This is a genomic window from Pedobacter sp. R20-19 (assembly GCF_000708265.2).
Taxonomy (GTDB): domain Bacteria; phylum Bacteroidota; class Bacteroidia; order Sphingobacteriales; family Sphingobacteriaceae; genus Pedobacter.
On the sequence record NZ_JCKI01000003.1, the window covers coordinates 114,858 to 137,722 of the forward strand.

Consider the following 22,865-nt stretch of genomic DNA (forward strand, 5'->3'; position numbering starts at 1 on the left):
GCTTTCCTGCAAATTATATAAAACCCAGATTGTAAATTACAGTCTGGGTTTTGTTTTTCTACCTGTTGTTTTGCCACATATATGAACGTTAGTAATTGCGAGGCTGATTCTATCAGCCATGGCAACCTCATTACGGCTTAACAAATAGGATATTACCAATAAAAAAACCCGGTTAATATTTCCTTCGTAAAGGCTAACTAAACGTCGTAAGTTGATTCCATTCATTGCCGATGATAGGCACAAAAAAACCCGATTTGATATCTCACAAATTCGGGGATTTTAAGAAACTTTACAGGATGCTTTTAGCTTTAGTCCTTTAGCTTTCAGCTTAAACTACTACATTAATAATCTTTCCCTTAACAAAAATGATTTTCTTCAGTGTTTTGCCATCCAAAAATTTCTGGAATTGTTCATTCGCGAATAGAATGGCTTCTACTTCTGGTTGCGCCAGGGTTAAACTCAAATTCAGGTTCATCTTCATTTTACCATTTACAGAAACTGGATAAGCAAATTCATCTTCTACCAAGTGATCCGCATTAAAAGTAGGGAAAGCTGTATAAGATAAACTTCCTGCTTCATTACCCAACTGTACCCAAAGTTCTTCACAAATATGTGGTGCATATGGTGATAAAATCACAACCAAATCTTGTAAGATAATACGTTTGTTGCATTTTAAATCTGTCAATTCATTTACCGCAATCATAAAACTGGATACTGAAGTATTGAAAGAGAAACGTTCAATGTCATCCTGCACCTTTTTAATGATTTTGTGTAGTGATTTTAATTCTGCCTTAGTAGGTTCAACATCAGAGACAGTGAATTCCCACGCCTCGTTATGGAATAATCGCCAGAATTTCCGCAAAAACTTAAATACGCCTTCAATACCATTGGTGTTCCATGGTTTACTTTGCTCCAGAGGCCCTAAAAACATTTCATACATCCGCAAAGTATCTGCTCCATAACGTTCAATCAAATCATCGGGATTAACCACGTTGAATTTTGATTTAGACATTTTTTCGACCTCAACACCGCAGATGTACTTTCCACCTTCAAGAATGAATTCGGCATTGGCATATTCTTCTCTCCACGACTTAAATTTATTCAAATCTAAAGTATCGTTTTCAACAATGTTAACATCAACATGCAATGCTGAAGTTTTGTATTCCTTTTTTAATCCTGCTGAAACATAGGTATGAGTTGGCTTACCCTCAGCATCATTGATTCGATAAACAAAATTACTTCTTCCCTGAATCATCCCTTGGTTAATCAATTTTTTGAAAGGTTCTTCCTCTTTAGTATAACCCAGATCTTTCAAAAATTTGTTCCAGAAACGACTATATAATAAGTGGCCTGTTGCATGTTCAGAACCTCCGATATATAAATCAACAGCCTGCCAGTATTCAATCGCTTCTTTAGATGCAAAATCAGTATCATTATTGGCATCCATATAGCGGTACCAATACCAGCTACTTCCAGCCCAACCTGGCATAGTGCTTAATTCAAAATGATCGCCCGCGGCTGGCGCCCAACCTTCAGCTCTTGCCAAAGGTGGTTCTCCAGTTTCTGTAGGCAAATACTTATCAATTTCTGGTAAGATTAAGGGCAATTCCTCTTCTTTAATTAAGAAAGGTAAATCATCCTTAAAATAAACCGGTATTGGCTCTCCCCAATAACGCTGGCGACCAAAAATAGCATCACGTTGACGGAAGTTTACTTTTGCTTTTCCAACATTTTCTTCTTCTAACCAATTATTTAATAATGGAACCGCTTCCTGATAAGTTAATCCATTAATAAAACCTGAATTGATGTATCTTCCTTCCTTAGTTGGATCGGCCTGAATATCAATATCTTTCTGTGCATCTAAAATTTGAATAATCGGCAAATTGAAATGCGTTGCAAATAACCAATCACGCTGATCACCACTTGGCACACCCATAACTGCACCGGTACCATAACCTGCAAGTACATAATCTGCAATGTATAATGGAACACGTTCGCCACTTACCGGATTAATCACATAGGTACCAGTAAAAGCACCCGAAACCGTTTTAGTATCTGCCATGCGGTCTAATTCCGATTTCTTTTTAGTCTGCGCTATATAATTTTCTACTTCAGCCTTTTGTTCAGGCGTGGTCAATTCAGCAACCCATTCATGCTCTGGTGCTAAAACTAAATAGGAAACACCGAAAATGGTATCTACACGAGTGGTGAAAACCTCAATGTAGTCAGAAGTCCGAAGTCCAGAGTCAGGAGTCTCATTCGTAGATCGTAAATCTTCAATCTTAAATCTAACTGATGCCCCAACACTTTTACCAATCCAGTTGCGTTGCATTTCTTTAATTGGTTCCGGCCAGTCGATGGTATCTAAACCTTGTAAAAGTCTTTCAGCATAAGCGGTAATTCTCATGCTCCATTGCATCATTTTTTTCTGCTCTACCGGAAAACCGCCACGCTCAGAGAAACCATCCTTTACTTCATCATTGGCCAAAACGGTTCCTAAAGCCGGGCACCAGTTTACAGTGCTCTCGCGTAAATAGGTTAAGCGGTATTTCAATAATTCCGTTTGCTTCTCCTCTTCGGTAAAAGTTGCCCAATCACTTGGCAAGAAAGATTTTACATCTTCATCGCAAGCGGCTTTTACATCTGCTGAACCAGAGGCATTGAATTTTTCAATTAAGGTTGTAATGTCTTCTGCACGATCATTTTCAAGGTTGTACCACGAATTGAACAATTGCATAAAAATCCATTGTGTCCATTTGTAGTATGATGGCTCACTGGTACGCACTTCACGACTCCAGTCGAAAGAAAATCCAATCTGATCTAATTGCCGACGATAAGTAGCGATATTTGCTTCTGTAGTAATAGCCGGGTGCTGACCAGTTTGTATAGCATATTGTTCTGCCGGTAAACCAAAAGAATCATAGCCCATTGGATGTAAGACATTGAAGCCTTTAAGTCGTTTATATCTTGAAAAAATATCCGATGCAATGTAACCCAGTGGGTGACCAACGTGTAAGCCTGCTCCAGATGGGTAAGGAAACATATCTAGCACGTAATACTTTGGCTTTTCAGAATTGCTTTCGGCTTTAAAGGTTTGATGATCTGCCCAGAATTTCTGCCACTTTTGTTCTATTTCTTTGAATTGGTAATCCATTGCAAGTTTTAAATTTTTAAAGCAGCGAAAATACGGAAATAAAAAGCTTAAAAAAACAGAATAGATGACTATTCAAAATCCCTATGGTTTTTAAAACCTATAAAGATTGAAATATAAGAAAGCGCCATTGGCTATCAATAACCAATGGCGCAAGCAAACACTAGGGGATAAGATTTTTAACGGGTAAGGTAATATACCTTTACAATATTAGTTTTATCAATTTTAGCTGTAAACTGTAATTGAGATTGTGTTAGGCTTTTAACGGTTGCATTTGAAACGCCCTCAGGAAAAGACATCACGAAATCGTCTCCAAGAGAAGCCGTATAGGTACCAATAGTACGCTGATTGTTCAAGCTTAATTCTACCTGGTCATCATTATCAGACTTAAAATCTATGTAATCATTAATAGTATAATTAAATGTTCCGTTAAGGGATGAGTTTGTATTTCCGGAGACTTCAATTTTATTAACAGTCCATTTACCCATGATGCGGGCTTTTAAAGAAACGGTATCTTTTTTACAAGAGAATAATGTTGCTGTAACAATAAATAAAAAGCCAATTACGGTAAGTTGTTTTTTCATTCAGGATAGATTTTAGGTTTTTACTATTTACTAAATTATTAAACGACTCATCTCTTGATTTCGTACCAATCTTAAAAATTTGCTGTTACAACACTTCTGTTTCTTCATAAACTAAATCGCCACTCAGGGCGTTAATATTCAATTAGAATAGCTTTATATTGGTGTTTATCAGGTATAATTTATATTTTCGCAAAAACAAAATTGAAATACATGGAAGAATTCGAAGTAAGTGATGCATCTAAGAAAACCAAAACCGTATATATCTCTACTATAATTAGTATTGCGCTGGTTTTATTAATGCTGGGACTACTTGGGTTGGTACTTGTACACGCCAAAAATCTGTCTAATTACGTAAAAGAAAATATTGTTTTAAACATTATTGTGGATGAGGGTGCAAAAGAAACTGACGTACTGGCTTTTCAAAAAGAATTAAATGCCAACCGTGCCGTTAAGCAAACACAATATGTAAATAAAGAACTGGCAGCTAGAAATCTAACTCAGGATTTAGGCGAGGATTTTGTAAACTTTTTAGGTTACAATCCACTTACCTCTACCTTTGATGTGTATTTAAAAGCCGAATATGCCAACAATAAAAGTATAGAAACTTTAAAGGCTAACATCGCTAAAAACCCTGTTGTAAAAGAAGTGGTTTATCAGAGTTCATTAATCGATATGGTTAATAAAAACATCAATACCATCGGCTTAATTATTCTGGCATTTGCAGTGCTGCTTTTAATTATTGCAGTTGCATTGATTAACAACACTATACGCTTAGCAATCTACTCTCAGAGATTTTTGATTAAAAGTATGCAGCTTGTTGGTGCAACGAAAAATTTTATTCGACGTCCTTTTCTATTGTATGCAGCCTTACATGGTTTAATTGCTGCATTTATTGCAATCATTATTTTATTAGCTACATTAATTTATGCTCGGAAAGAAGTTCCTGAAATTATTATTCTAAACAACTACAAAGAATTTGGCTTTGTATTCGTGGGCTTAATTATCATGGGCATATTTATTACTGGCATTAGCACCTGGTTTGCAGTAAGCAGGTATTTACGTTTAAAATCTTATAATCTTTATAGATAATGGCATTAGAAAAAAAAACAAGTCCGGTTACTAAGGACGTAAAAAGTGAATTGGTTTTTACCAAAAAAAATTATCAGTTACTGTTAATCAGTATTGCAATTGTAGCGGTAGGCTTCATCTTAATGATGGGCACCACCGGTGATATTTATGATTTCAGAAGAACTTTGCTGGCGCCACTTGTAGTACTTTTTGGTTTTGCTTTCGGAATTTATGCAATCCTAAAAAAATAAAATTTTACCATTAGGATCTGTAGACGCTTAGATTTTTATCGAGCATTTTCTTCTTTACTCCTACCATTTTTATAAAATATGAATTCTTTTCAAGCCATTGTCCTTGCTATTATAGAGGGACTAACGGAATTTTTGCCTGTATCAAGCACCGGACATATGATTGTTGCCTCCTCTTTTATGGGCATTGCCAGCGATCCTTTTGTGAAGCTTTTTACAATTGCCATTCAGCTAGGTGCTATACTTTCGGTACTGGTTTTATACTTTAAAAGATTTTTTAAATCCATTAATTTTTATATCAAACTTCTTGTTGCTTTTATTCCTGCAGCAGTTTTTGGTTTATTGCTTAGCAAAAAAATAGATGAGCTTTTGGAAAGTCCGATGGCTGTTGGCATTTCATTATTGGTTGGAGGTATAATTCTATTATTTGTTGATAAATGGTTTAACAAACCAACTATCAATGAGGAGGAAGAAATAAATTATATAACAGCTTTAAAAATAGGCTTCTTTCAATGCATTGCCATGATTCCGGGGGTTTCACGCTCTGGAGCAACCATTATTGGTGGGATGAGCCAAAAATTAAGCAGAAAGTTAGCAGCAGAATTTTCATTCTTTTTAGCCGTGCCAACCATGTTTGCGGCAACAGGTAAAAAACTATTTGACTTTTATAAGGAAGGAAATACCATTTCTCATGATCAGATTAATCTTTTGATTATTGGAAATGTAATTGCTTTCATTGTAGCACTTTTAGCCATTAAAAGCTTTATTGGTTTCTTAAATAAGCATGGTTTCAGGGTATTTGGCTGGTATCGCATAATTGCAGGCCTAATCATCATTATTCTATTGTACACCGGACATAACTTGCAAGTGATATAATCTGTATCTTTGCGCAAAAAAGATTTGTGAGTACAGAAAATTCAAAGTTTAAAGATTTCAATTTTGCCGAGGGCGAACTGCTTTTAATTAACAAACCCTACAAATGGACTTCATTTGATGTAGTTGGCAAAATCCGGAATTCTTTAAAGCCGTTAAAACTTAAAGTCGGTCATGCAGGTACCTTAGATCCACTAGCTACCGGGTTATTAATCATTTGTACAGGTAAATTAACTAAGCAAATAGATACCTTCCAGGCAGAAGAAAAGGAATATACCGGAACCATGATCTTAGGCGCCACTACTCCATCATTTGACATGGAAACGGAGGTTGATCAAACTTTTGATATTTCATCCATTACACCTGAACAGATATATAACGCTATATCACCGTTTACAGGCGATATTGAGCAATACCCTCCTGCACATTCAGCTGTAAAAATCAATGGTGAACGTTTATATGTAAAGGCTCGCCTAGGTGAAGCAGTAGAACTACGTAAGCGTTTTGTAAGCGTTCCTGAATTTGAAATCACCAGGATTGAATTACCGGAGGTAGATTTCCGGATTGTTTGCAGTAAAGGTACTTACATCCGATCGTTAGTTTCCGATTTTGGAAAAGCATTAAATAATGGTGCCTATTTATCTAAACTCACACGAACAAGAAGTGGAAACTTTTTGCTTTCAAATTCGTTTGAGGTTCTAGAGCTTGTTAATTATATTCGTAGCAAGAAAGAAGAAATTAAAATTCAGGAATAAACATGAACCGAATTAAAAACAAGAACGCCCGGTACGCAAAAGAAATTATTTTGATTGCTGCGGGGGTAACTTCAGCTTGTTTTGGTTTAAAAAGTTTTTTGATGCCCAGTCATTTTATAGACGGTGGCGTTACCGGTATCTCCTTACTTTTAAGTACACTAACCGGATGGAACCTCTCTTACCTCATTGTGATCATTAATATTCCGTTTGTTATACTTGGTTTCAGGCAAATTGGAAAAGGTTTTGCCATTAAAACCGCAATAGCCATTGCTGCGTTATCTATGGCTTTAATTTTTCTTCCTTTCCAACCCATTACGCATGATAAATTACTCATCGCCTTCTTTGGAGGTTTGTTTCTGGGTGCAGGAATTGGCTTAGCCATGAGGGGTGGCTGTGTAATTGATGGCACGGAAGTATTGGCACTTTACATCAGTAAAAATAGTATCCTCACCGTAGGGAATATTATCCTGATTTTAAACATCATCATCTTTGCCTTTGCAGCATATTTTCTGAATATTGAAACTTCGCTATATGCTATATTAACTTATTTATCAGCCTCTTACACCATTGATTTTATTATAAACGGAATAGAGCAATATACAGGGGTAACCATTATTTCCGAACATCAGGAGGAAATAAAAGATTATATCATTACAGAAATGAAACGTGGCGTAACTATTTATAAAGGAGAAGGCGGTTATGGCGAAAGAAAGGATATAGATATTCTTTTTACCGTAGTAACCAAATTGGAAATGAGCAAATTGCAAACTGCCATCAGGAACATAGATCAAGATGCTTTTGTGATACAACAACAAATTGCAGATTTAAAGGGTGGTGTAGTAAAACGCCATGCTTTGCATTAATAAATTATTTTATAAATTTTGGGTTATTGAATTGGAGACTCTATTCCCATCTCCTTATAAACCCCATATAAAAGATTATTCTATTGAAAATATATCATAACCTATCTGAATTTACCAAGCTAAATAATGCCATTGTAACTATCGGAACTTTTGATGGTGTTCATTACGGGCATCAAAAAATTATCAAACAGCTGGTTGCAAAAGCCAAATCAGATCATGGTGAAAGTGTTATTTTAACCTTTTTCCCACATCCAAGACTAATCATTGACCCTGAAAATCAGGATCTAAAAATGATCAATACCATCAACGAAAAGGCAGAAATACTTAAAAGCCTGGGCGTTGATCATTTAATTATTACGCCCTTTACACGTGATTTTTCAAACCTGCTTCCTGATGATTACATCAAAAATATATTGGTTAATCATATTGGCACCAAGCATATCATCATTGGTTATGATCATCGTTTTGGTAAAGATCGTACGGGGAACCTGGCAGATTTAAAAGCCGCAGGTAATCACTTCGGTTTTTCTGTAGAAGAAATTATGGAACAGGATATTCATGATGTAGCCGTGAGTTCAACAAAGATCAGGCAAGCAATACTGGATGGAGATATTAGTCTGGCAGCTGATTACCTGGGTTATTCATTTTCTATTTTTGGCCGTGTAATTAAGGGCGATAAAATTGGCAGAACGATTGGTTTTCCAACGGCAAATATCTTTGTAGAGGAAACGTATAAACTTATTCCTGGCGATGGCATTTATGCTGTAACTGTTGAGATGAAGGTTGGGATTTCGGAATTGGGATTTGATGCTCTTGAGCCCTCAACCTTCAACTTTCAACCTTCAATCTTTAAGGGTATGGCGTATATCGGTCAGCGGCCAACTATTAATGGGATGACCAGAAATATTGAAGTGAATATCTTCGATTTCAACCAGGAAATTTATGGCCAGGATATCAAAATGAACTTCTTAAAATTTCTGCGTCACGATGTGAAGTTTACAGGTTTGGATGCACTGAAAGTACAATTGCAAAAAGATAAAGAAGATACATTAAACTACTTTTCTACTCTTTAGCTGATCAGAATATCAACTTTAATCTTTCAAAAAGCCTCATTTTTTCGCTATATTAGCAGCAATGAGGCTTTTTTATATCATCATTCTTTTTACTACATTGGTAAGTTTTGCAAGCTTTGCATCACTAAGAAAAAGTCACGCACCAAAAATTCAGGCGAAGCAAATCGTCATTATATCCCAAAAAATCAGTTTTAAGCATCATTTCAGCATCAACAAGGATGATGAGCAATTACAGAAAGATTTGATTAATCATTCTACTCTTAAGATTTTTTTTGATGCTATTATTTTATGGGTTGTTTTGATATCAATGTCTGTTCCTTTAAAAACAAATGAAATCCTTACAAAGCGGCAGAAATACCATTACTGGTGTTTACTAAAAATGCTTTATCCAAAACACGTGTTTTGGTAACGTTAACCTCTACCACAATAACGTAGAATACAACAGCCGGATTGCCCGGAATCATTTGACCATCTTACCGAATACCATAAATGCATTTACCAGATTTAATTGCCGATTTAGGATTAATTCTTGCAGCAGCAGGAATTACCACACTTATATTTAAAAAAATTAAGCAGCCTTTAGTATTAGGCTATATTTTAGCAGGCCTATTGGTTGGGCCACATTTAGATTTTTTTCCATCAGTTAAGGATACAAAGAACATCAACATCTGGGGTGAAATCGGTGTGATCTTCCTATTATTTAGTTTAGGTTTGGAATTCAGTTTTAAAAAACTGGTTAAGGTTGGAGGCTCCGCATCAGTGACGGCCATTGTTGAAGTTGTTTTTATGTTGCTGATCGGTTTCTCTGCCGGCAAATTGATGGGCTGGAAAACCATGGATAGTATTTTTCTTGGTGGAATTTTATCTGTTTCTTCCACCACCATCATCATCAGGGCATTTGAAGAATTAGGTGTAAAACATAAAAAATTTGCCGGACTTGTTTTCGGTGTACTTATCGTTGAGGATTTAGTGGCTATTTTACTCCTTGTTCTGTTATCCACCTTAGCGGTAAGTCAGCAGTTTGCAGGTAGTGAAATGCTAATCTCAATCTTAAAACTGGCATTTTTCTTAGTACTTTGGTTTTTAGGTGGAATATTTCTGATTCCAACCTTCCTTAAGGCCACCCGAAAATTAATGAATGATGAGACCATGCTGGTGGTTTCTCTGGCCTTGTGTTTGGTAATGGTTCTTTTGGCAGTAAAGGTTGGATTCTCCCCTGCCCTGGGTGCCTTCATCATGGGATCTATTCTCGCCGAAACCACTCAGGCTGAAAAAATAGAGCATTTAACTAAATCCGTAAAGGATTTATTTGCCGCAGTATTTTTCGTTTCAGTAGGTATGCTGATTGATCCAAAAATCCTGATTGATTATAGTATCCCGATCATAATTGTAACACTAGCCACTATTTTTGGCAAATTCTTGAGTTCAAGTCTCGGCGCACTCCTATCCGGCCAGCCGCTCAAAACTTCTGTTCAATCTGGAATGAGTTTGGCACAAATTGGTGAATTTTCATTCATTATTGCCACATTAGGATTAACCTTAAAGGTAACCAGTGATTTTCTCTACCCAATTGCCGTGGCGGCATCAGCTATTACCACTTTTACCACCCCTTATCTCATTAAACATTCAGAAGCATTTTATAATTTCCTTAACCGGATTTTGCCTAAAAAATGGTTGGATGGAATATCCAGATACAGTTCCAGCACAGCCGGAATGACCACACTAAGTGACTGGAAGATTTTGCTGCGCAGCTATGCCTTCAACACAGTTATCCATTCTGTTATTATTGTTGCTGTTATATTTCTGGCATCTCGTTACATACAGCCCTTTATTGCAAATAATTTTGTAAATGGAATTAAATCTACCATTATCAGTTTGGTGGTTTCTTTCATTATCATGGCGCCTTTTTTATGGGCACTATCCATTAGAAGGATTCAAAAAACTGCCTATTCTCACTTGTGGTTAAGCAAAAAATATACGCGTGGACCGTTAATTGCCATCGAAGCATTTAGGATTGCGCTCGGCATCTTTTTCGTTGGTTTTTTAATGTACGAATTTTTTGATACCTGGATTGCTGCCGGAATTGCTTTGGCTTTAATTGTACTGATGATGTTTATTTTCTCCAGAAAACTTCAGGCCTTTTATAATAAACTGGAAAAGCGATTTATCTTAAATCTGAATGCCAGAGAGAATCAAAAACCTGACATACTACCATGGGATACCCACCTGACAGCGTTAACGGTTTCACCAGAATCTGAAGTGGTAGGTCAAACCCTCTCCAGCTTAATGATTCGCGAAAAATTCGGTGTAAACATTGCTATGATTGAGCGTGGAAGAAACAGCATACCAACACCTGGAAGAGATGAAAGACTTTATCCCAATGACAAATTATTGCTTATTGGCGCAGACGATCAACTGGCAGCCGTTAAAGCAATTTTGGAGGTAGATATACCCGAAACAGAAAGCGAGAAAAACTTTCCTGATAAGGAAATGACTTTGCAGAAGGTTGTAGTCAATCTAGAATCACCTGTTTATGGGTTAAGCATCAGGAATGCGGGAATAAGAGAAAAAGCACAGGCACTTATTGTTGGAATAGAACGGGGAACAGAACGAATCTTAAATCCATCATCTGATTTCATTTTTGATAATGGTGATATCATCTGGATAGTAGGAAATAATAAGAAAATTAAAGAGGTACTTTAATTAACTAATTTGTCTTTATACATGATACTTACATCTTGATACTAATTTTATATCTTCGCATACAACCCCACCTATGAAAGTTGATATAGAAAAAAGTGAATTTCTTGATGAGATGATTGAGCAATGGCAAAACGATGGCTTGATTAATGAGGAAACCGGCGTTAAACTTCGGCAAAGTTATGAAGCCAAAAATTTCGACTGGTTGAGGCTTGCTCAATACGCATTTTGGGTAGCACTGGCTTGTGGCTTTATTGCTTTGGGGTCGCTTTTAATTGATAACTCCATCCTCGACTATCTTAAACGTGTTTACAATACCCCAAATATTGTTATCGCTCTGGTATCTGCTGGAATTGCAGGATGGCTTTACATATTGGGCTTTCGAAGGAAGAAAAAATTGCCTAATCTCAGATTTAGCAATGAAGCGATTGTATTTTCGGCTATTTTACTTACGGCGAATGCCATTGCCTATTTTGGTAAATCGCTGGATAACGGCTCTGGAAATTTCACCATTCTAATTTTAATTTCGGTGTTTATTTACGGCGGACTTGGTTACTTCTTCAACTCAAAGTTGATCTGGATATTTGCATTAATATCTTTAGGCGCTTGGTTTGGTACTGAAACAGGTTATCTCAGCCGCTGGAATTACTATTTCCTAGGCATGAATTATCCACTCAGATTTGTCGTTTTTGGAGCCGTTTTAACTGCAGCTTCCTTTATCATGAAAGCCTTGCCTAAAACGAGGCAATTTTTTCAAATTACCTATATCGCAGGAATGGTTTATCTATTCATTTCACTGTGGGCCCTATCGGTTTTTGGTAATTTTGCAAGCTTAGAAAAATGGTATGCCGTTCGGCAATTAAGTCTATTTTATTGGGCCTTAATTTCTGCTACAGTCTGTGTGGCCAGTACCTTATTTGGGTTAAAATACCGTGATGACATTGCAAGGGAATTTGGCATTACATTTTTATTTATCAACCTATATACCCGTTATTTCGAATATTTTTGGGATAGCTGGCACAAGGCGCTTTTCTTTTCGGTATTGGCTGCATCATTTTGGTTGATTGGCAGAAAGGCAGAGAAAATATGGAATGTAGAATTTTTAAAGTAAGGTTTTCTTCGTATTAATTTATTGAAAGTTTAGCCAGGTGTGTGATGAAAATTAATGATCAAAATTTGTACAAAAAGGTAATTGAACTACTTAATCAAGCCAGACAAAGTGTAGTACAAACCATTAATAATACAATGGCCATGACCTACTTCGAAATTGGTAAAATGATTGTAGAAGAAGAGCAGCACGGCAAAGAAAAATCTGCATATGGAAAACAAGTTTTAAAGGAACTTTCAGAAAAGTTAGTCAATAAATTTGGCAAGGGCTTTTCAGAAACCAATTTAAAGCAAATGCGGCAATTCTATATTAATTATTCAATTCGTCAGACAGTGTCTGACGAATTCAAACTAACTTGTTCTCACTATCTAAACTCATGAGGATAGCTGATCTGAATGAGCGCAATTTTTACGAAATAGAAGCCATAAAAAACAATTGGAGCTTACGAGAATTACAACGCCAATATGATACTGCATTATATACACGTTTAGCTTTAAGTAAGAATAAGAAAGAAGTAATTTCCCTCGGACAAAAAGGTCAGATCATTGAAAAAAACAAAGATTTAATAAAAGACCCTTATATATTAGAATTTTTAGGCCTGCCAGATAAAAACTTCTACTCTGAAAGCGATTTAGAGCAAAAACTGATTGATAAATTAGAACACTTTCTATTAGAACTAGGTAATGGTTTTACCTTTGTTGCCCGCCAAAAAAGAATAACCTTTGATGAACGTCACTTCAAAGTAGATTTGGTTTTTTATAATAGGATACTTAAGTGCTTCGTGTTAATAGACTTAAAAATTGGCGAATTAAAGCATCAGGATATAGGCCAGATGCAGATGTATGTAAACTATTTTGATAGGGAAGTGAAGCTTGATGATGAAAACAAAACTATTGGAATTATTCTTTGCCAGGATAAAAGCGAATCTGTAGTCAGATATACCTTACCGGAGAATAATGAGCAAATTTTTGCCAGTAAATACCTTACCGTATTGCCTAGTGAAAAAGATTTAATCCAAATCATTGAAAACCAATAAGAAACAACTAGCTTAATATAATTAATTAAGCCTATAACAAAACAATCAATTGCTTAACCACTAAATAAGCTGCAAGCACATACAAGAATATAGCAATAGATTTATTTATAATCAGGCTGCTCAACGCAAACTTCTCCTGAATAAAAGTAGCAAAGTGAGCATATACATATAGCGCACCTGCAGAGCCAAAGCCTGATCCGATAGCAAAAACAATTAATGATAAATAATCTGTTTTAATCCACTCATGCAGGATTACATAATTACCAAAAAAAAGCCAGAAAGGAATCTGAACTGGATTTAATACACCTAATATTAACCCATAAAGTACACTTCCACTTCTTTTATCATCTTTCTTACTACTTGTTTTCGGAACTTTTTTGCGGTTTATCCAGGTAATGGTTCCCATCACAATGAACATGAGAATCATAAAACAATCAACCAAAGTCCCTAACCTTACTTCACTAACAGCCTCATTCGGATTAATATCACTCATCGCCCATCGGGCAAAGCGCATCATCCCGAAGGTAAAAAATATCTCTACACAAGAAAATGAAAAGATAAAATACCAAACCTGCCGCATCCCTTTATTAATGGTTAGCTGTGCAACAGTTAAGTTAATGTTGCCTGGGGGAATATAGCCCATGGCGTTAAGTAAAATGCCTATAATAAAGGTTAGAAAAAGCATTGCCGAAATTATGGATTTAAATTTAAATGCGATGCTAAATATTTACCTGTATAAGAATTTTTCTCTTTTACCAGATCTTCAGGTATACCTTCAAATACCAACTGTCCACCTCCATCACCACCTTCAGGGCCAATATCAATTACCCAGTCAGCACATTTAATCATGTCCATATTGTGCTCAATAACTAAGATCGTGTTGCCTTGTTCTATTAATGTATTCAGTGCCTTTAGTAATTTTTTGATATCGTGAAAGTGCAATCCGGTAGTTGGCTCATCAAAAATGAATAATGTCTTATTGGCATTATTACCTTTAATTAAAAATGATGCCAGTTTAATCCGTTGCGCTTCTCCACCTGATAAGGTATTAGAAGACTGCCCTAAATGCACATAGCCCAAACCCACATCAACCAATGGATTTAACTTATTCAAAATCTTCTGCTCGTCCTTAAAGAAATCAACCGCTTCATCAATGGTCATATCCAGGATTTCAGAAACGTTTTTTTCTTTATAGGTTACATCTAAAACCTGTTGCTTAAATCGCTTCCCGCTACAAGCCTCACATGGCAAATAAATATCTGCCATAAATTGCATCTCAATTTTTACCTCGCCCTCGCCTTGGCAAACATCACAGCGGCCACCTTCTACATTAAAAGAAAATGCAGCTGGTTTTAGTCCTGCGGCCTTGGCTGCAGCCTGACTTGAGAACAATGCTCGAACATCATCCCAGGCCTTAACATAAGTAACAGGATTTGAACGGCTGGATCGACCAATCGGATTTTGATCTACCATTTCTACCGCGCTAACCAAATCTACGTTTCCAAAAATTCCATCATATGCACCTGTTTGCTCACCAGCATAATTGCCTATTGCTTTTTGTAATGCCGGATAAAGAATTTTCTTTACCAAACTGGTTTTTCCTGATCCTGAAACGCCACTCACAGTAGTAAAAACGCCTAGAGGGAATTTAACATCAATATTCTGAAGATTATTTTCTCTGGCACCTTTAATCAGGATATGATCTTTCCATTTACGTCTCTTTTCAGGTATAGCAATTTTTTCAATACCCGCTAAATATCTACCGGTTAAACTATTCTTATCTTTTAAAATTTCTTCATAATTACCGCTAAATACCAGATTGCCACCATGAGTTCCAGCTTCCGGACCAATATCAATAATATAATCAGCCGCACGCATCATTTCTTCCTCATGTTCTACTACAATAACCGTATTACCTACATTTCTTAAAGAGATTAAAACCTCAATTAATTTATTGGTATCACGAGGATGAAGCCCAATACTCGGCTCATCCAACACATAAATAGATCCTACTAAACTACTACCTAAAGAAGTAGCCAGATTAATTCTTTGAGATTCTCCCCCAGATAGTGTATTGGATAATCTATTTAGCGTTAAATAACCCAAGCCCACATTATTGAGGTATAGAAAACGATTATCAATCTCAGCCAATAAACGTTTAGCAATTTTTGCATCATTTACGCTCAGCTTCAAATCATTAAAAAATACCAGCGCTTTAGATAAAGGCATTAAAACAATATCAATGATGGATTTTTCAGCAATTTTTACATAAGAGGCGTCTTTACGTAAACGAGATCCTTTACAATCAGGGCAAGTTGTTTTCCCCCGATAGCGAGATAACATCACCCGGTATTGAATTTTATAGGTTTGCTCTTCAAGCTCTTTGAAAAAGGCATCGAGTCCGCTGAAATATTTATTACCAGTCCATAATAAGCGCTGTTCTTTAGCTGTTAACTGGCTAAATGACCGATGAATTGGAAAATCGAATTTTGGTGCTACTTTAATGAAGTTTTGCAACCAAACGTTCATTTTTTCTCCCCTCCAAGGTGCTATGGCATTATCGTAAACACTTTTACTTTTATCCGGGATAACCAAATCCTCGTCAATTCCAATTACATTTCCATAGCCTTCGCAACGTTTACAGGCACCATAAGGATTATTGAACGAGAAAAAATTAGGCGTTGGTTCTTCAAAACGAATTCCATCCAATTCGAAACGATCGCTGAAGTGCTTGGTTTTTCCTTCAGCCTCTACATAACAATCACCTTTACCTTCAAAAAAAGCTGTTTGTGCAGAATCAGCTAATCTGCTTAAAGTTTCTTCTTCCTGATTGGTTACCAATCGATCAATTAAAATCTGTACCGTTTTATCATCAGTTAATTCAGCATCTTTAAAGTCGGCATCATCCAGTACAGTTTCAATTTTTGATACTTGATCACCAATCAATACCCTTAAAAATCCTTTTTGCAATAAAATGGCCAGTTCTTCTTTAATGGTTCTGTTATTGTGCGGGTAAAGCGGACAAAAGATAGTAACTGTAGTATCTTCTGGCATTGCACCCACATAGTCAACAACTGAACTTACAGAATCTTTTTTTACTTCCTTGCCAGATACCGGAGATATTGTTTTTCCAATACGGGAGAAAAGTAACTTCAAATAATCATAAATTTCTGTTGAAGTACCTACTGTGGAACGGGGATTTGATGTAATTACTTTTTGTTCTATGGCAATAGCCGGAGCAATACCTTTAATATAATCTACATCAGGTTTATTCATCCTCCCCATAAACTGACGGGCATAGGATGATAAACTCTCTACGTAACGACGTTGCCCCTCAGCATATAAGGTATCAAATGCCAATGATGATTTTCCCGAACCAGACATCCCAGTAACCACTACCAGCTTGTTTTTAGGAATGGCAACATCTATATTTTTAAGGTTGTGCACCCGGGCACCTTTAATAATTATATTTTTATGCGGATCTTTTTCGGCCTCTTTTTTGCTCATGTATTGTTAAGAATATATTATGAAAACCCCAGAAAGTAATTTGGGTTTTAAGATGATACAAAAATAGGGTACTGAGATGGTTAATTTATTTTTTAACATTTTATTTTTTGCATTTTGGTAAAAAATAACTTTCTTTGGATATTAACGACCTCAGAACCAAACTAACACATTCAAAAACATAGGAGATAAGCTATAGAAATTAAACATCTACAAATTAATTTTTAGCAAACAGTACGGGATTTAGTGTAGGTAAACCTATGAATTTACAATCATATAACGATCAGGACCTTGTAAAGGTATATATTGCCGGGAACGAGAATGGATTGCAGGAACTTTTACGAAGACATAAAAGTAAGATTTATACATCCATTTATTTATTGGTTAAAGACCAGTATCTGGCGGAAGATATTTTTCAGGATGCTTTTATTAAGGTAATCAATACACTGCGATCAGGAAGGTATAACGAGGAAGGTAAATTTTTACCTTGGGTAATGCGTATTGCACATAACCTGGTTATCGATTATTTCAGAAAAGAAAAAAGAACACCAATCATCACCAGTTCTGATGGAATGGATGTATTCAATATGCTACACTTTTATGACGAAAGTGCAGAAGAAAAAATGCTTCGTGATCAAACCCATAAAGATTTAAAAGCAATGATTCATTTATTGCCTGATGAGCAAAAAGAAGTGCTTCTAATGCGTCATTATGCAGATTTAAGTTTTAAAGAAATTGCCGATTTAACTGATGTAAGCATCAATACAGCCTTAGGTAGGATGAGATATGCGCTAAGCAACCTTCGTAAAATGCTTAAGACAAAAGAAATGACATACAAAGGGTAGCGTAAAAGTTACAAAAATTGTATGAGGCTTTAAAATAAAGTATCTGAAGTACCGTTAAGTTTATAAACTTATCACATTTAGTGCTTATGACAAAAACCTCTACATCAAACACCAGTGTAAATTCACCAATGCAAAACATGTTTCAGCTAAAAACTGACATAGAATCTGTTACAGAACTAGACTTATTTTATGATCAAATAAAAGGTAAGTTAGATCGGTTAGCTAAAGATCCTCAAGATGAAACCATCAAGAAGATATTAGCTTATAGCAGAATAAAATAAGAATTTACATGCGCTAAGAAAGGCTGTTTTACAAGAGTAGAACAGCCTTTTTCACGTTCATCCATTCCATATATTTTTCAAAGTATTTAAACTTATTTTAATCAAAGCACCTGTTTAAGATGTCTCGATTTTTACAATTGAAAAAACAAAAAACCATACCTTTGCATAGTGTAATTTTAACACTAAGCACAAATGAATAAAAATCTTCTTCCACTCACTTTAGGTGGTTTGGGTATCGGAATAACGGAGTTTGTAATGATGGGATTGCTGCCTGATATTGCAAAAGATTTAACGGTGAACATACCAAAAGCTGGCCATCTGATTTCTGCATATGCCCTGGGCGTTGTAATAGGCGCACCACTTCTCATAATAATTGCGGGAAAATACCCACCTAAAAAGATACTTATTGCCTTGATGGTAATGTTTACAGCATTCAATGCTTTTTCTGCATTTGCGCCTACATTTAATACTTTATTTATTGCCAGGTTACTATCTGGCTTACCTCATGGTGCCTTCTTTGGTGTAGGTTCTGTAGTGGCCAGTCGTATTGCACAAAAAGGAAAAGAAGCACAGGCAGTATCATTGATGTTTATGGGTTTAACCATTGCCAATATTGTTGGCGTTCCACTCGGAACATTTATTGGTCATCATTTTTCCTGGAGAATTTCATTTGCAGTGGTTGTTGCCGTTGGATTGATCACTTTATTAAGTCTTAAATTGTGGTTACCAGCTTTAGAAGCAGCTAAAAACCGCGATTTAAAGGCCGAACTTAGTTTCTTCAAAAAGAGAGAAGCCTGGATTATCATTTTAATGATTTCTATTGGAACCGGTGGTTTATTTACATGGTACAGTTACATTGCACCATTGATGACGGAAGTCGCGGGGTTTTCAGCAGAAGCCGTCACCTATATATTAATGCTTGCAGGTTTAGGAATGATGGCAGGCAATTATATTGGTGGGGTGTTAGCCGATAAATATTCGCCAGCTAAAGCATCAGCAGCACTATTAATAGCTATGGTGGTTACATTAACCATTGTACATTTTGTTTCTGCCAATCAAATACTGGCACTTATCATGACTTTTATTACAGGAGCAGTTGCTTTTTCTTTGGCAGCACCGATTCAAATGTTGATGATCCAATCTGCTAAAGGTTCTGAAATGCTGGCAGCATCTGCAAGCCAGGCCAGTTTTAATATTGGGAATGCGCTTGGTGCTTTTTTTGGCGGACTGCCTTTAGTATATGGTTTTGATTATACCTCTCCCGCTTACGTTGGCGCAGCAATGGCTTTAGTTGGTGCTTTTTTTGCCTTCTGGCTAATTAAAAGTAAATCAAACAGCAATATTGCTGAACCAAAACAAAAATATGCTGTGATGCATTAATTTTTTATCTAGATACAAAGCCAAGATAAATGGCTTCTTAGTAATTTGCTTATTATATTTGGCCATGCTTAAAAAAGAACGCTATAAACTTTTTGTAGAACATTTTTCCGCCAAACAGCCAGATGCAGAAACGGAGTTACATTACAATAACCCTTATCAGCTGCTCGTAGCAGTAATTCTTTCTGCACAATGCACCGATAAACGTGTGAACATGGTTACTCCAGCTTTGTTTCAACGCTTTCCAAATGCTAAGGCTTTCGCTGAAGTAACCCCAGATATCGTATTTGATTATATCAAAAGTATTAGCTATCCTAACAATAAGGCAAAACACCTGGTTGGCATGGCCAATATTTTAGTTAATGAATTTAATGATATTGTTCCTTCTGGGATAGATGACCTGCAAAAAATGCCAGGTGTAGGTCGCAAAACAGCTAATGTAATTGCTTCAGTGATTTATAATGCTCCGGCGATGGCTGTAGATACACATGTGTTTCGTGTAGCTAACCGATTAGGGCTAACCAATGGCAAAACACCTTTAGCCGTAGAAAAAGATTTAGTTAAAAATTTACCAGAACAGGATATTCATATTGCCCATCATTGGTTGATTTTACATGGCCGATATGTTTGTTTAGCTAGAAATCCAAAATGTGAGGTATGCGAAATTACTTATATGTGCCGCTATTTTGAAAAATTAACTGCACAGGAAGCACGTAACCAATTGAAAATGAAAATAATTTAATTTTACTATTGACATTAGCTAAAAAACAATTAACTTAGCTAAATATTTTAGTATTACAAATTATTAACATCAGTATATTTAGCCGACAATTCAATTATATTTACGGAATCAAATCTTCAAAAAAATGGCAAGCGCAAACCCAGATAAATTAAAAGCATTACAATTAACATTAGATAAATTAGAAAAATCATATGGTAAAGGTACCATCATGAAACTAGGCGATACCGCTATTGAACCTATAGATTTTATCTCTACCGGTTCAATTAGTTTAGATATCGCTTTAGGTATTGGTGGTATTCCAAAAGGTCGTGTGATTGAAATTTATGGACCGGAATCTTCTGGTAAAACAACTTTAGCTACCCACATTATTGCAGAAGCACAAAAAAAAGGCGGTATTGCTGCATTTATTGATGCAGAGCATGCATTTGACCAGTTTTACGCAAAAAAGCTAGGTGTAGATACCGATAACCTTTTAATTTCTCAACCAGATAACGGTGAGCAAGCTCTGGAAATTGCAGATAATTTAATCCGTTCCGGTGCAATAGATGTAATTGTAATTGACTCTGTTGCGGCATTGGTTCCTAAAAGTGAAATTGAAGGTGAAATGGGCGACAGCAAAATGGGTTTACATGCCCGTTTAATGAGTCAAGCCTTACGTAAGTTAACTGGAACCATTTCAAAAACCGGATGTTGCTGTATTTTCATCAACCAGTTACGTGATAAAATTGGGGTAATGTTTGGTAACCCTGAAACGACAACAGGTGGTAATGCCTTGAAATTCTACGCTTCGGTACGTTTGGATATTCGCAGAATCTCTCAAATTAAAGATTCTGATGAAGTTTCAGGTAACCGCGTTAAAGTTAAAATAGTAAAAAATAAAGTAGCTCCTCCTTTCAGAATTGCAGAATTCGACGTAATGTTTGGTGAAGGAATTTCTAAAAATGGCGAGATCGTAGATTTAGGTGTTGATTTTGGCATCATTAAAAAAGCAGGATCCTGGTACTCATACGGAGACACCAAGTTGGGCCAGGGAAGAGATGCCGTTAAACAATTGTTAAGCGACAACCCGGAACTTGCAGAAGAGCTGGAAACAAAAATTAAAGCTGAGGTAACTGGCGAGCATTTACAAGAAAAGTAAATAGTACAATATACTCATATAAAAAACAAAAGCGTTCTGAACTTAAATTCCGGACGCTTTTTGCATTTATAAGAAATTCAGCCGAAAATCAAATGCTAAAATTGGTATTCAATTACAACAATCTAAATAGAAATCAGCTTATATATATGCCGCAGCTAAAATATAATTAACAATTAATTTTGACTGAAAATGGCGTTAAAATCTTTGGTTACATACACAATAACCAATAAAGCAGCGATCACTAATCCACCCAGTATGATTACGCCCCAACTTCCCTTCAGTTTATTTTTATCCTTCCTGATCAGGTAATACAAAATACCAATAAGTGGTATCGCACAAACAATCCAAAATACCAATGATGCTCCAGTCATATATAAGATTTTATTATTTCTTTTCTTTTTTTGTATTTACTTAGCCTTCAAACAACTCAACATCTGCACCACCTAACCCTCTAAACACCTCATCCATCTAACCCCTTAATTTCTAAACTAAAACTTCATCCTCGCCATTGGCGAAACTTCCTGCCCTACAAAATCATTTTTCAAAAACTTGTGATAACCTGCTATTGCAATCATTCCGGCATTATCTGTACAATATTGAAAAGCAGGGATATAAATTTGCCAGCCCAATGCTTCAGCAGTTTCCTGTAATCCATTCCTTAAACCGGAATTTGCAGAAACTCCGCCAGCAATGGCAACTTCTTTGATATGATATTGCTTGGCTGCCTTTTTAAGTTTATTTAATAAAATTTGTACAATGCTATGTTGTACAGAGGCACAAATATCATCCAAATTTTCGGCAATAAAGTTTGGATTTTCTTTTTCCTGCTTCCTGATGAAGTATAGAATAGAAGTTTTAAATCCACTAAAACTAAAATTAAGGTCTGCAATTTGAGGTTCAGCAAATTTAAAGGCTTTAGGATTACCCAATTTAGCATGTTGATCTATTAATGGACCACCCGGATAAGGCAATTGCAATATCTTGGCCGTTTTATCAAATGCTTCTCCAGCTGCATCATCAAGCGTTTCACCAACAATTTCCATATCAAAATAATCCTTAACCAAAACAATCTGCGTGTGGCCACCAGATACAGTTAAGCACAAAAAAGGGAAATTAGGTTTTGGATCATCAATAAAATGTGCCAATATATGTGCATGCATATGATTGACAGAAATTAAAGGTATATTTAAAGCCAGTGCGAAAGATTTTGCAAAAGAAACACCCACTAATAGCGACCCAAGTAAACCAGGGCCTCTGGTAAAGGCAACTGCACTAATGTCCTGTTTTGTAATCTTTGCATTTTTTATTGCTTGCTCAATAGTTGGAACAATATTTTGTTGATGTACCCTGGATGCCAATTCGGGGATTACACCACCATAATTTTCATGAATTGTTTGGTTTGCAATAACATTGGCCGTAATTTTGCCGTTGTTACATATGGCGACTGAGGTATCATCGCAAGAAGATTCGATAGCAAGTATAACAGACAATTTATTTAAATTTTTAAGCTGCAAAATTA

The 22,865-nt window shown here is 36.0% G+C and carries 22 protein-coding genes; 15 read left to right on the plus strand and 7 right to left on the minus strand.

The genetic code is table 11. From position 1 onward, the window contains the following. Positions 1-328 precede the first annotated feature (328 nt). Both leuS and AN34_RS08070 read right to left on the minus strand, forming a co-directional pair. The gene (gene leuS / locus AN34_RS08065; protein WP_029284110.1) at positions 329-3,154 is read right to left on the minus strand and encodes a leucine--tRNA ligase; all 2,826 of its coding nucleotides are present in this window, start codon (positions 3,152-3,154) and stop codon (positions 329-331) included. 176 nt (positions 3,155-3,330) lie between these two features. After that, the gene (locus tag AN34_RS08070; RefSeq protein WP_029284112.1) at positions 3,331-3,735 is read right to left on the minus strand and encodes a lipocalin family protein; all 405 of its coding nucleotides are present in this window, start codon (positions 3,733-3,735) and stop codon (positions 3,331-3,333) included. Positions 3,736-3,945: 210 nt separating this feature from the next. Here AN34_RS08070 and AN34_RS08075 point away from each other — a divergent pair, with 210 nt between their 5' ends. The 6 genes from AN34_RS08075 to AN34_RS08100 all read left to right on the plus strand — a co-directional run bounded on the left by AN34_RS08075 (position 3,946) and on the right by AN34_RS08100 (position 8,615). Further along, positions 3,946-4,824 (plus strand): ABC transporter permease, encoded by an 879-nt coding sequence (locus AN34_RS08075; RefSeq protein WP_029284114.1) that lies wholly within the window; start codon positions 3,946-3,948, stop codon positions 4,822-4,824. Continuing rightward, a complete protein-coding gene (locus tag AN34_RS08080; protein ID WP_029284117.1) occupies positions 4,824-5,054 on the plus strand; it encodes a DUF3098 domain-containing protein in 231 nt (76 codons plus the stop codon). Before AN34_RS08075 ends, AN34_RS08080 begins: the two co-directional genes overlap by 1 nt. A gap of 78 nt (positions 5,055-5,132) precedes the next feature. Then, the gene (locus AN34_RS08085) at positions 5,133-5,927 is read left to right on the plus strand and encodes an undecaprenyl-diphosphate phosphatase (RefSeq protein WP_029284119.1); all 795 of its coding nucleotides are present in this window, start codon (positions 5,133-5,135) and stop codon (positions 5,925-5,927) included. 26 nt (positions 5,928-5,953) lie between these two features. After that, positions 5,954-6,679 (plus strand): tRNA pseudouridine(55) synthase TruB, encoded by a 726-nt coding sequence (truB, locus tag AN34_RS08090; protein ID WP_029284121.1) that lies wholly within the window; start codon positions 5,954-5,956, stop codon positions 6,677-6,679. 2 nt (positions 6,680-6,681) lie between these two features. Further along, positions 6,682-7,542, plus strand: a complete 861-nt coding sequence (locus AN34_RS08095; protein ID WP_029284123.1) for a YitT family protein — start codon at positions 6,682-6,684, stop codon at positions 7,540-7,542. 83 nt (positions 7,543-7,625) lie between these two features. Beyond that, positions 7,626-8,615 carry a bifunctional riboflavin kinase/FAD synthetase gene (locus tag AN34_RS08100; RefSeq protein ID WP_029284125.1) on the plus strand — a complete coding sequence of 330 codons (990 nt, stop codon included), beginning with the start codon at positions 7,626-7,628 and terminating at the stop codon, positions 8,613-8,615. 338 nt (positions 8,616-8,953) lie between these two features. On the opposite strand, the gene AN34_RS22000 is transcribed toward AN34_RS08100, so the two are convergent. Continuing rightward, positions 8,954-9,079, minus strand: a complete 126-nt coding sequence (locus tag AN34_RS22000) for a hypothetical protein (RefSeq protein WP_255353647.1) — start codon at positions 9,077-9,079, stop codon at positions 8,954-8,956. Between the two features lie 25 nt (positions 9,080-9,104). On the opposite strand from AN34_RS22000, the gene AN34_RS08105 reads away from it, so the two are divergent. The 4 genes from AN34_RS08105 (at position 9,105) to AN34_RS08115 (ending at position 13,459) form a co-directional block, all read left to right on the plus strand. Beyond that, complete coding sequence (locus AN34_RS08105; protein WP_029284127.1) at positions 9,105-11,318, plus strand: cation:proton antiporter; 2,214 nt, start codon at positions 9,105-9,107, stop codon at positions 11,316-11,318. Between the two features lie 73 nt (positions 11,319-11,391). Then, positions 11,392-12,426 (plus strand): DUF2157 domain-containing protein, encoded by a 1,035-nt coding sequence (locus tag AN34_RS08110; RefSeq protein ID WP_029284129.1) that lies wholly within the window; start codon positions 11,392-11,394, stop codon positions 12,424-12,426. A 44-nt stretch (positions 12,427-12,470) separates the two neighbouring features. After that, on the plus strand, positions 12,471-12,803 hold the full coding sequence (locus tag AN34_RS21890) for a DUF1016 N-terminal domain-containing protein (protein WP_231625511.1): 333 nt from the start codon (positions 12,471-12,473) through the stop codon (positions 12,801-12,803). Further along, positions 12,800-13,459 (plus strand): YhcG family protein, encoded by a 660-nt coding sequence (locus tag AN34_RS08115; protein ID WP_231625512.1) that lies wholly within the window; start codon positions 12,800-12,802, stop codon positions 13,457-13,459. The genes AN34_RS21890 and AN34_RS08115 overlap by 4 nt, the downstream gene beginning before the upstream one ends. A 31-nt stretch (positions 13,460-13,490) precedes the next feature. Here AN34_RS08115 and AN34_RS08120 read toward each other — a convergent pair whose 3' ends face one another. Next, positions 13,491-14,144: a LysE family transporter gene (locus AN34_RS08120; RefSeq protein WP_029284131.1), complete on the minus strand. Its 654-nt coding sequence runs from the start codon at positions 14,142-14,144 to the stop codon at positions 13,491-13,493. Positions 14,145-14,152: 8 nt separating this feature from the next. Continuing rightward, on the minus strand, positions 14,153-16,966 hold the full coding sequence (gene uvrA / locus AN34_RS08125; RefSeq protein WP_029284133.1) for an excinuclease ABC subunit UvrA: 2,814 nt from the start codon (positions 16,964-16,966) through the stop codon (positions 14,153-14,155). A gap of 257 nt (positions 16,967-17,223) precedes the next feature. Here uvrA and AN34_RS08130 point away from each other — a divergent pair, with 257 nt between their 5' ends. From AN34_RS08130 to recA, 5 genes are all read left to right on the plus strand, one after another. After that, positions 17,224-17,808, plus strand: a complete 585-nt coding sequence (locus tag AN34_RS08130; protein WP_029284135.1) for an RNA polymerase sigma factor — start codon at positions 17,224-17,226, stop codon at positions 17,806-17,808. Between the two features lie 86 nt (positions 17,809-17,894). Next, on the plus strand, positions 17,895-18,089 hold the full coding sequence (locus tag AN34_RS08135) for a hypothetical protein (RefSeq protein ID WP_029284137.1): 195 nt from the start codon (positions 17,895-17,897) through the stop codon (positions 18,087-18,089). 192 nt (positions 18,090-18,281) lie between these two features. Next, a complete protein-coding gene (locus AN34_RS08140; protein WP_029284139.1) occupies positions 18,282-19,469 on the plus strand; it encodes an MFS transporter in 1,188 nt (395 codons plus the stop codon). A 64-nt stretch (positions 19,470-19,533) separates the two neighbouring features. Next, complete coding sequence (nth, locus tag AN34_RS08145) at positions 19,534-20,208, plus strand: endonuclease III (protein WP_029284141.1); 675 nt, start codon at positions 19,534-19,536, stop codon at positions 20,206-20,208. A 124-nt stretch (positions 20,209-20,332) separates the two neighbouring features. After that, positions 20,333-21,346, plus strand: a complete 1,014-nt coding sequence (recA, locus tag AN34_RS08150; protein WP_029284143.1) for a recombinase RecA — start codon at positions 20,333-20,335, stop codon at positions 21,344-21,346. 173 nt (positions 21,347-21,519) lie between these two features. On the opposite strand, the gene AN34_RS08155 is transcribed toward recA, so the two are convergent. Both AN34_RS08155 and tsaD read right to left on the minus strand, forming a co-directional pair. Beyond that, positions 21,520-21,717, minus strand: a complete 198-nt coding sequence (locus tag AN34_RS08155) for a hypothetical protein (RefSeq protein ID WP_029284145.1) — start codon at positions 21,715-21,717, stop codon at positions 21,520-21,522. Positions 21,718-21,834: 117 nt separating this feature from the next. After that, the gene (gene tsaD, locus AN34_RS08160) at positions 21,835-22,836 is read right to left on the minus strand and encodes a tRNA (adenosine(37)-N6)-threonylcarbamoyltransferase complex transferase subunit TsaD (RefSeq protein ID WP_029284147.1); all 1,002 of its coding nucleotides are present in this window, start codon (positions 22,834-22,836) and stop codon (positions 21,835-21,837) included. Positions 22,837-22,865 lie beyond the last annotated feature (29 nt).

What these genes read in the sequence shown, in the direction of transcription:
- leuS (WP_029284110.1), bottom strand. Translation starts at nt 3,154, where the DNA reads ATGGATTACCAATTCAAAGAAATAGAACAAAAGTGGCAGAAATTCTGG.
- AN34_RS08070 (WP_029284112.1), bottom strand. Translation starts at nt 3,735, where the DNA reads ATGAAAAAACAACTTACCGTAATTGGCTTTTTATTTATTGTTACAGCA.
- AN34_RS08075 (WP_029284114.1), top strand. Translation starts at nt 3,946, where the DNA reads ATGGAAGAATTCGAAGTAAGTGATGCATCTAAGAAAACCAAAACCGTA.
- AN34_RS08080 (WP_029284117.1), top strand. Translation starts at nt 4,824, where the DNA reads ATGGCATTAGAAAAAAAAACAAGTCCGGTTACTAAGGACGTAAAAAGT.
- AN34_RS08085 (WP_029284119.1), top strand. Translation starts at nt 5,133, where the DNA reads ATGAATTCTTTTCAAGCCATTGTCCTTGCTATTATAGAGGGACTAACG.
- AN34_RS08095 (WP_029284123.1), top strand. Translation starts at nt 6,682, where the DNA reads ATGAACCGAATTAAAAACAAGAACGCCCGGTACGCAAAAGAAATTATT.
- AN34_RS22000 (WP_255353647.1), bottom strand. Translation starts at nt 9,079, where the DNA reads ATGATTCCGGGCAATCCGGCTGTTGTATTCTACGTTATTGTGGTAGAG.
- AN34_RS08105 (WP_029284127.1), top strand. Translation starts at nt 9,105, where the DNA reads ATGCATTTACCAGATTTAATTGCCGATTTAGGATTAATTCTTGCAGCA.
- AN34_RS08110 (WP_029284129.1), top strand. Translation starts at nt 11,392, where the DNA reads ATGAAAGTTGATATAGAAAAAAGTGAATTTCTTGATGAGATGATTGAG.
- AN34_RS21890 (WP_231625511.1), top strand. Translation starts at nt 12,471, where the DNA reads ATGAAAATTAATGATCAAAATTTGTACAAAAAGGTAATTGAACTACTT.
- AN34_RS08115 (WP_231625512.1), top strand. Translation starts at nt 12,800, where the DNA reads ATGAGGATAGCTGATCTGAATGAGCGCAATTTTTACGAAATAGAAGCC.
- AN34_RS08120 (WP_029284131.1), bottom strand. Translation starts at nt 14,144, where the DNA reads ATGCTTTTTCTAACCTTTATTATAGGCATTTTACTTAACGCCATGGGC.
- uvrA (WP_029284133.1), bottom strand. Translation starts at nt 16,966, where the DNA reads ATGAGCAAAAAAGAGGCCGAAAAAGATCCGCATAAAAATATAATTATT.
- AN34_RS08130 (WP_029284135.1), top strand. Translation starts at nt 17,224, where the DNA reads ATGAATTTACAATCATATAACGATCAGGACCTTGTAAAGGTATATATT.
- AN34_RS08135 (WP_029284137.1), top strand. Translation starts at nt 17,895, where the DNA reads ATGACAAAAACCTCTACATCAAACACCAGTGTAAATTCACCAATGCAA.
- AN34_RS08140 (WP_029284139.1), top strand. Translation starts at nt 18,282, where the DNA reads ATGAATAAAAATCTTCTTCCACTCACTTTAGGTGGTTTGGGTATCGGA.
- nth (WP_029284141.1), top strand. Translation starts at nt 19,534, where the DNA reads ATGCTTAAAAAAGAACGCTATAAACTTTTTGTAGAACATTTTTCCGCC.
- recA (WP_029284143.1), top strand. Translation starts at nt 20,333, where the DNA reads ATGGCAAGCGCAAACCCAGATAAATTAAAAGCATTACAATTAACATTA.
- AN34_RS08155 (WP_029284145.1), bottom strand. Translation starts at nt 21,717, where the DNA reads ATGACTGGAGCATCATTGGTATTTTGGATTGTTTGTGCGATACCACTT.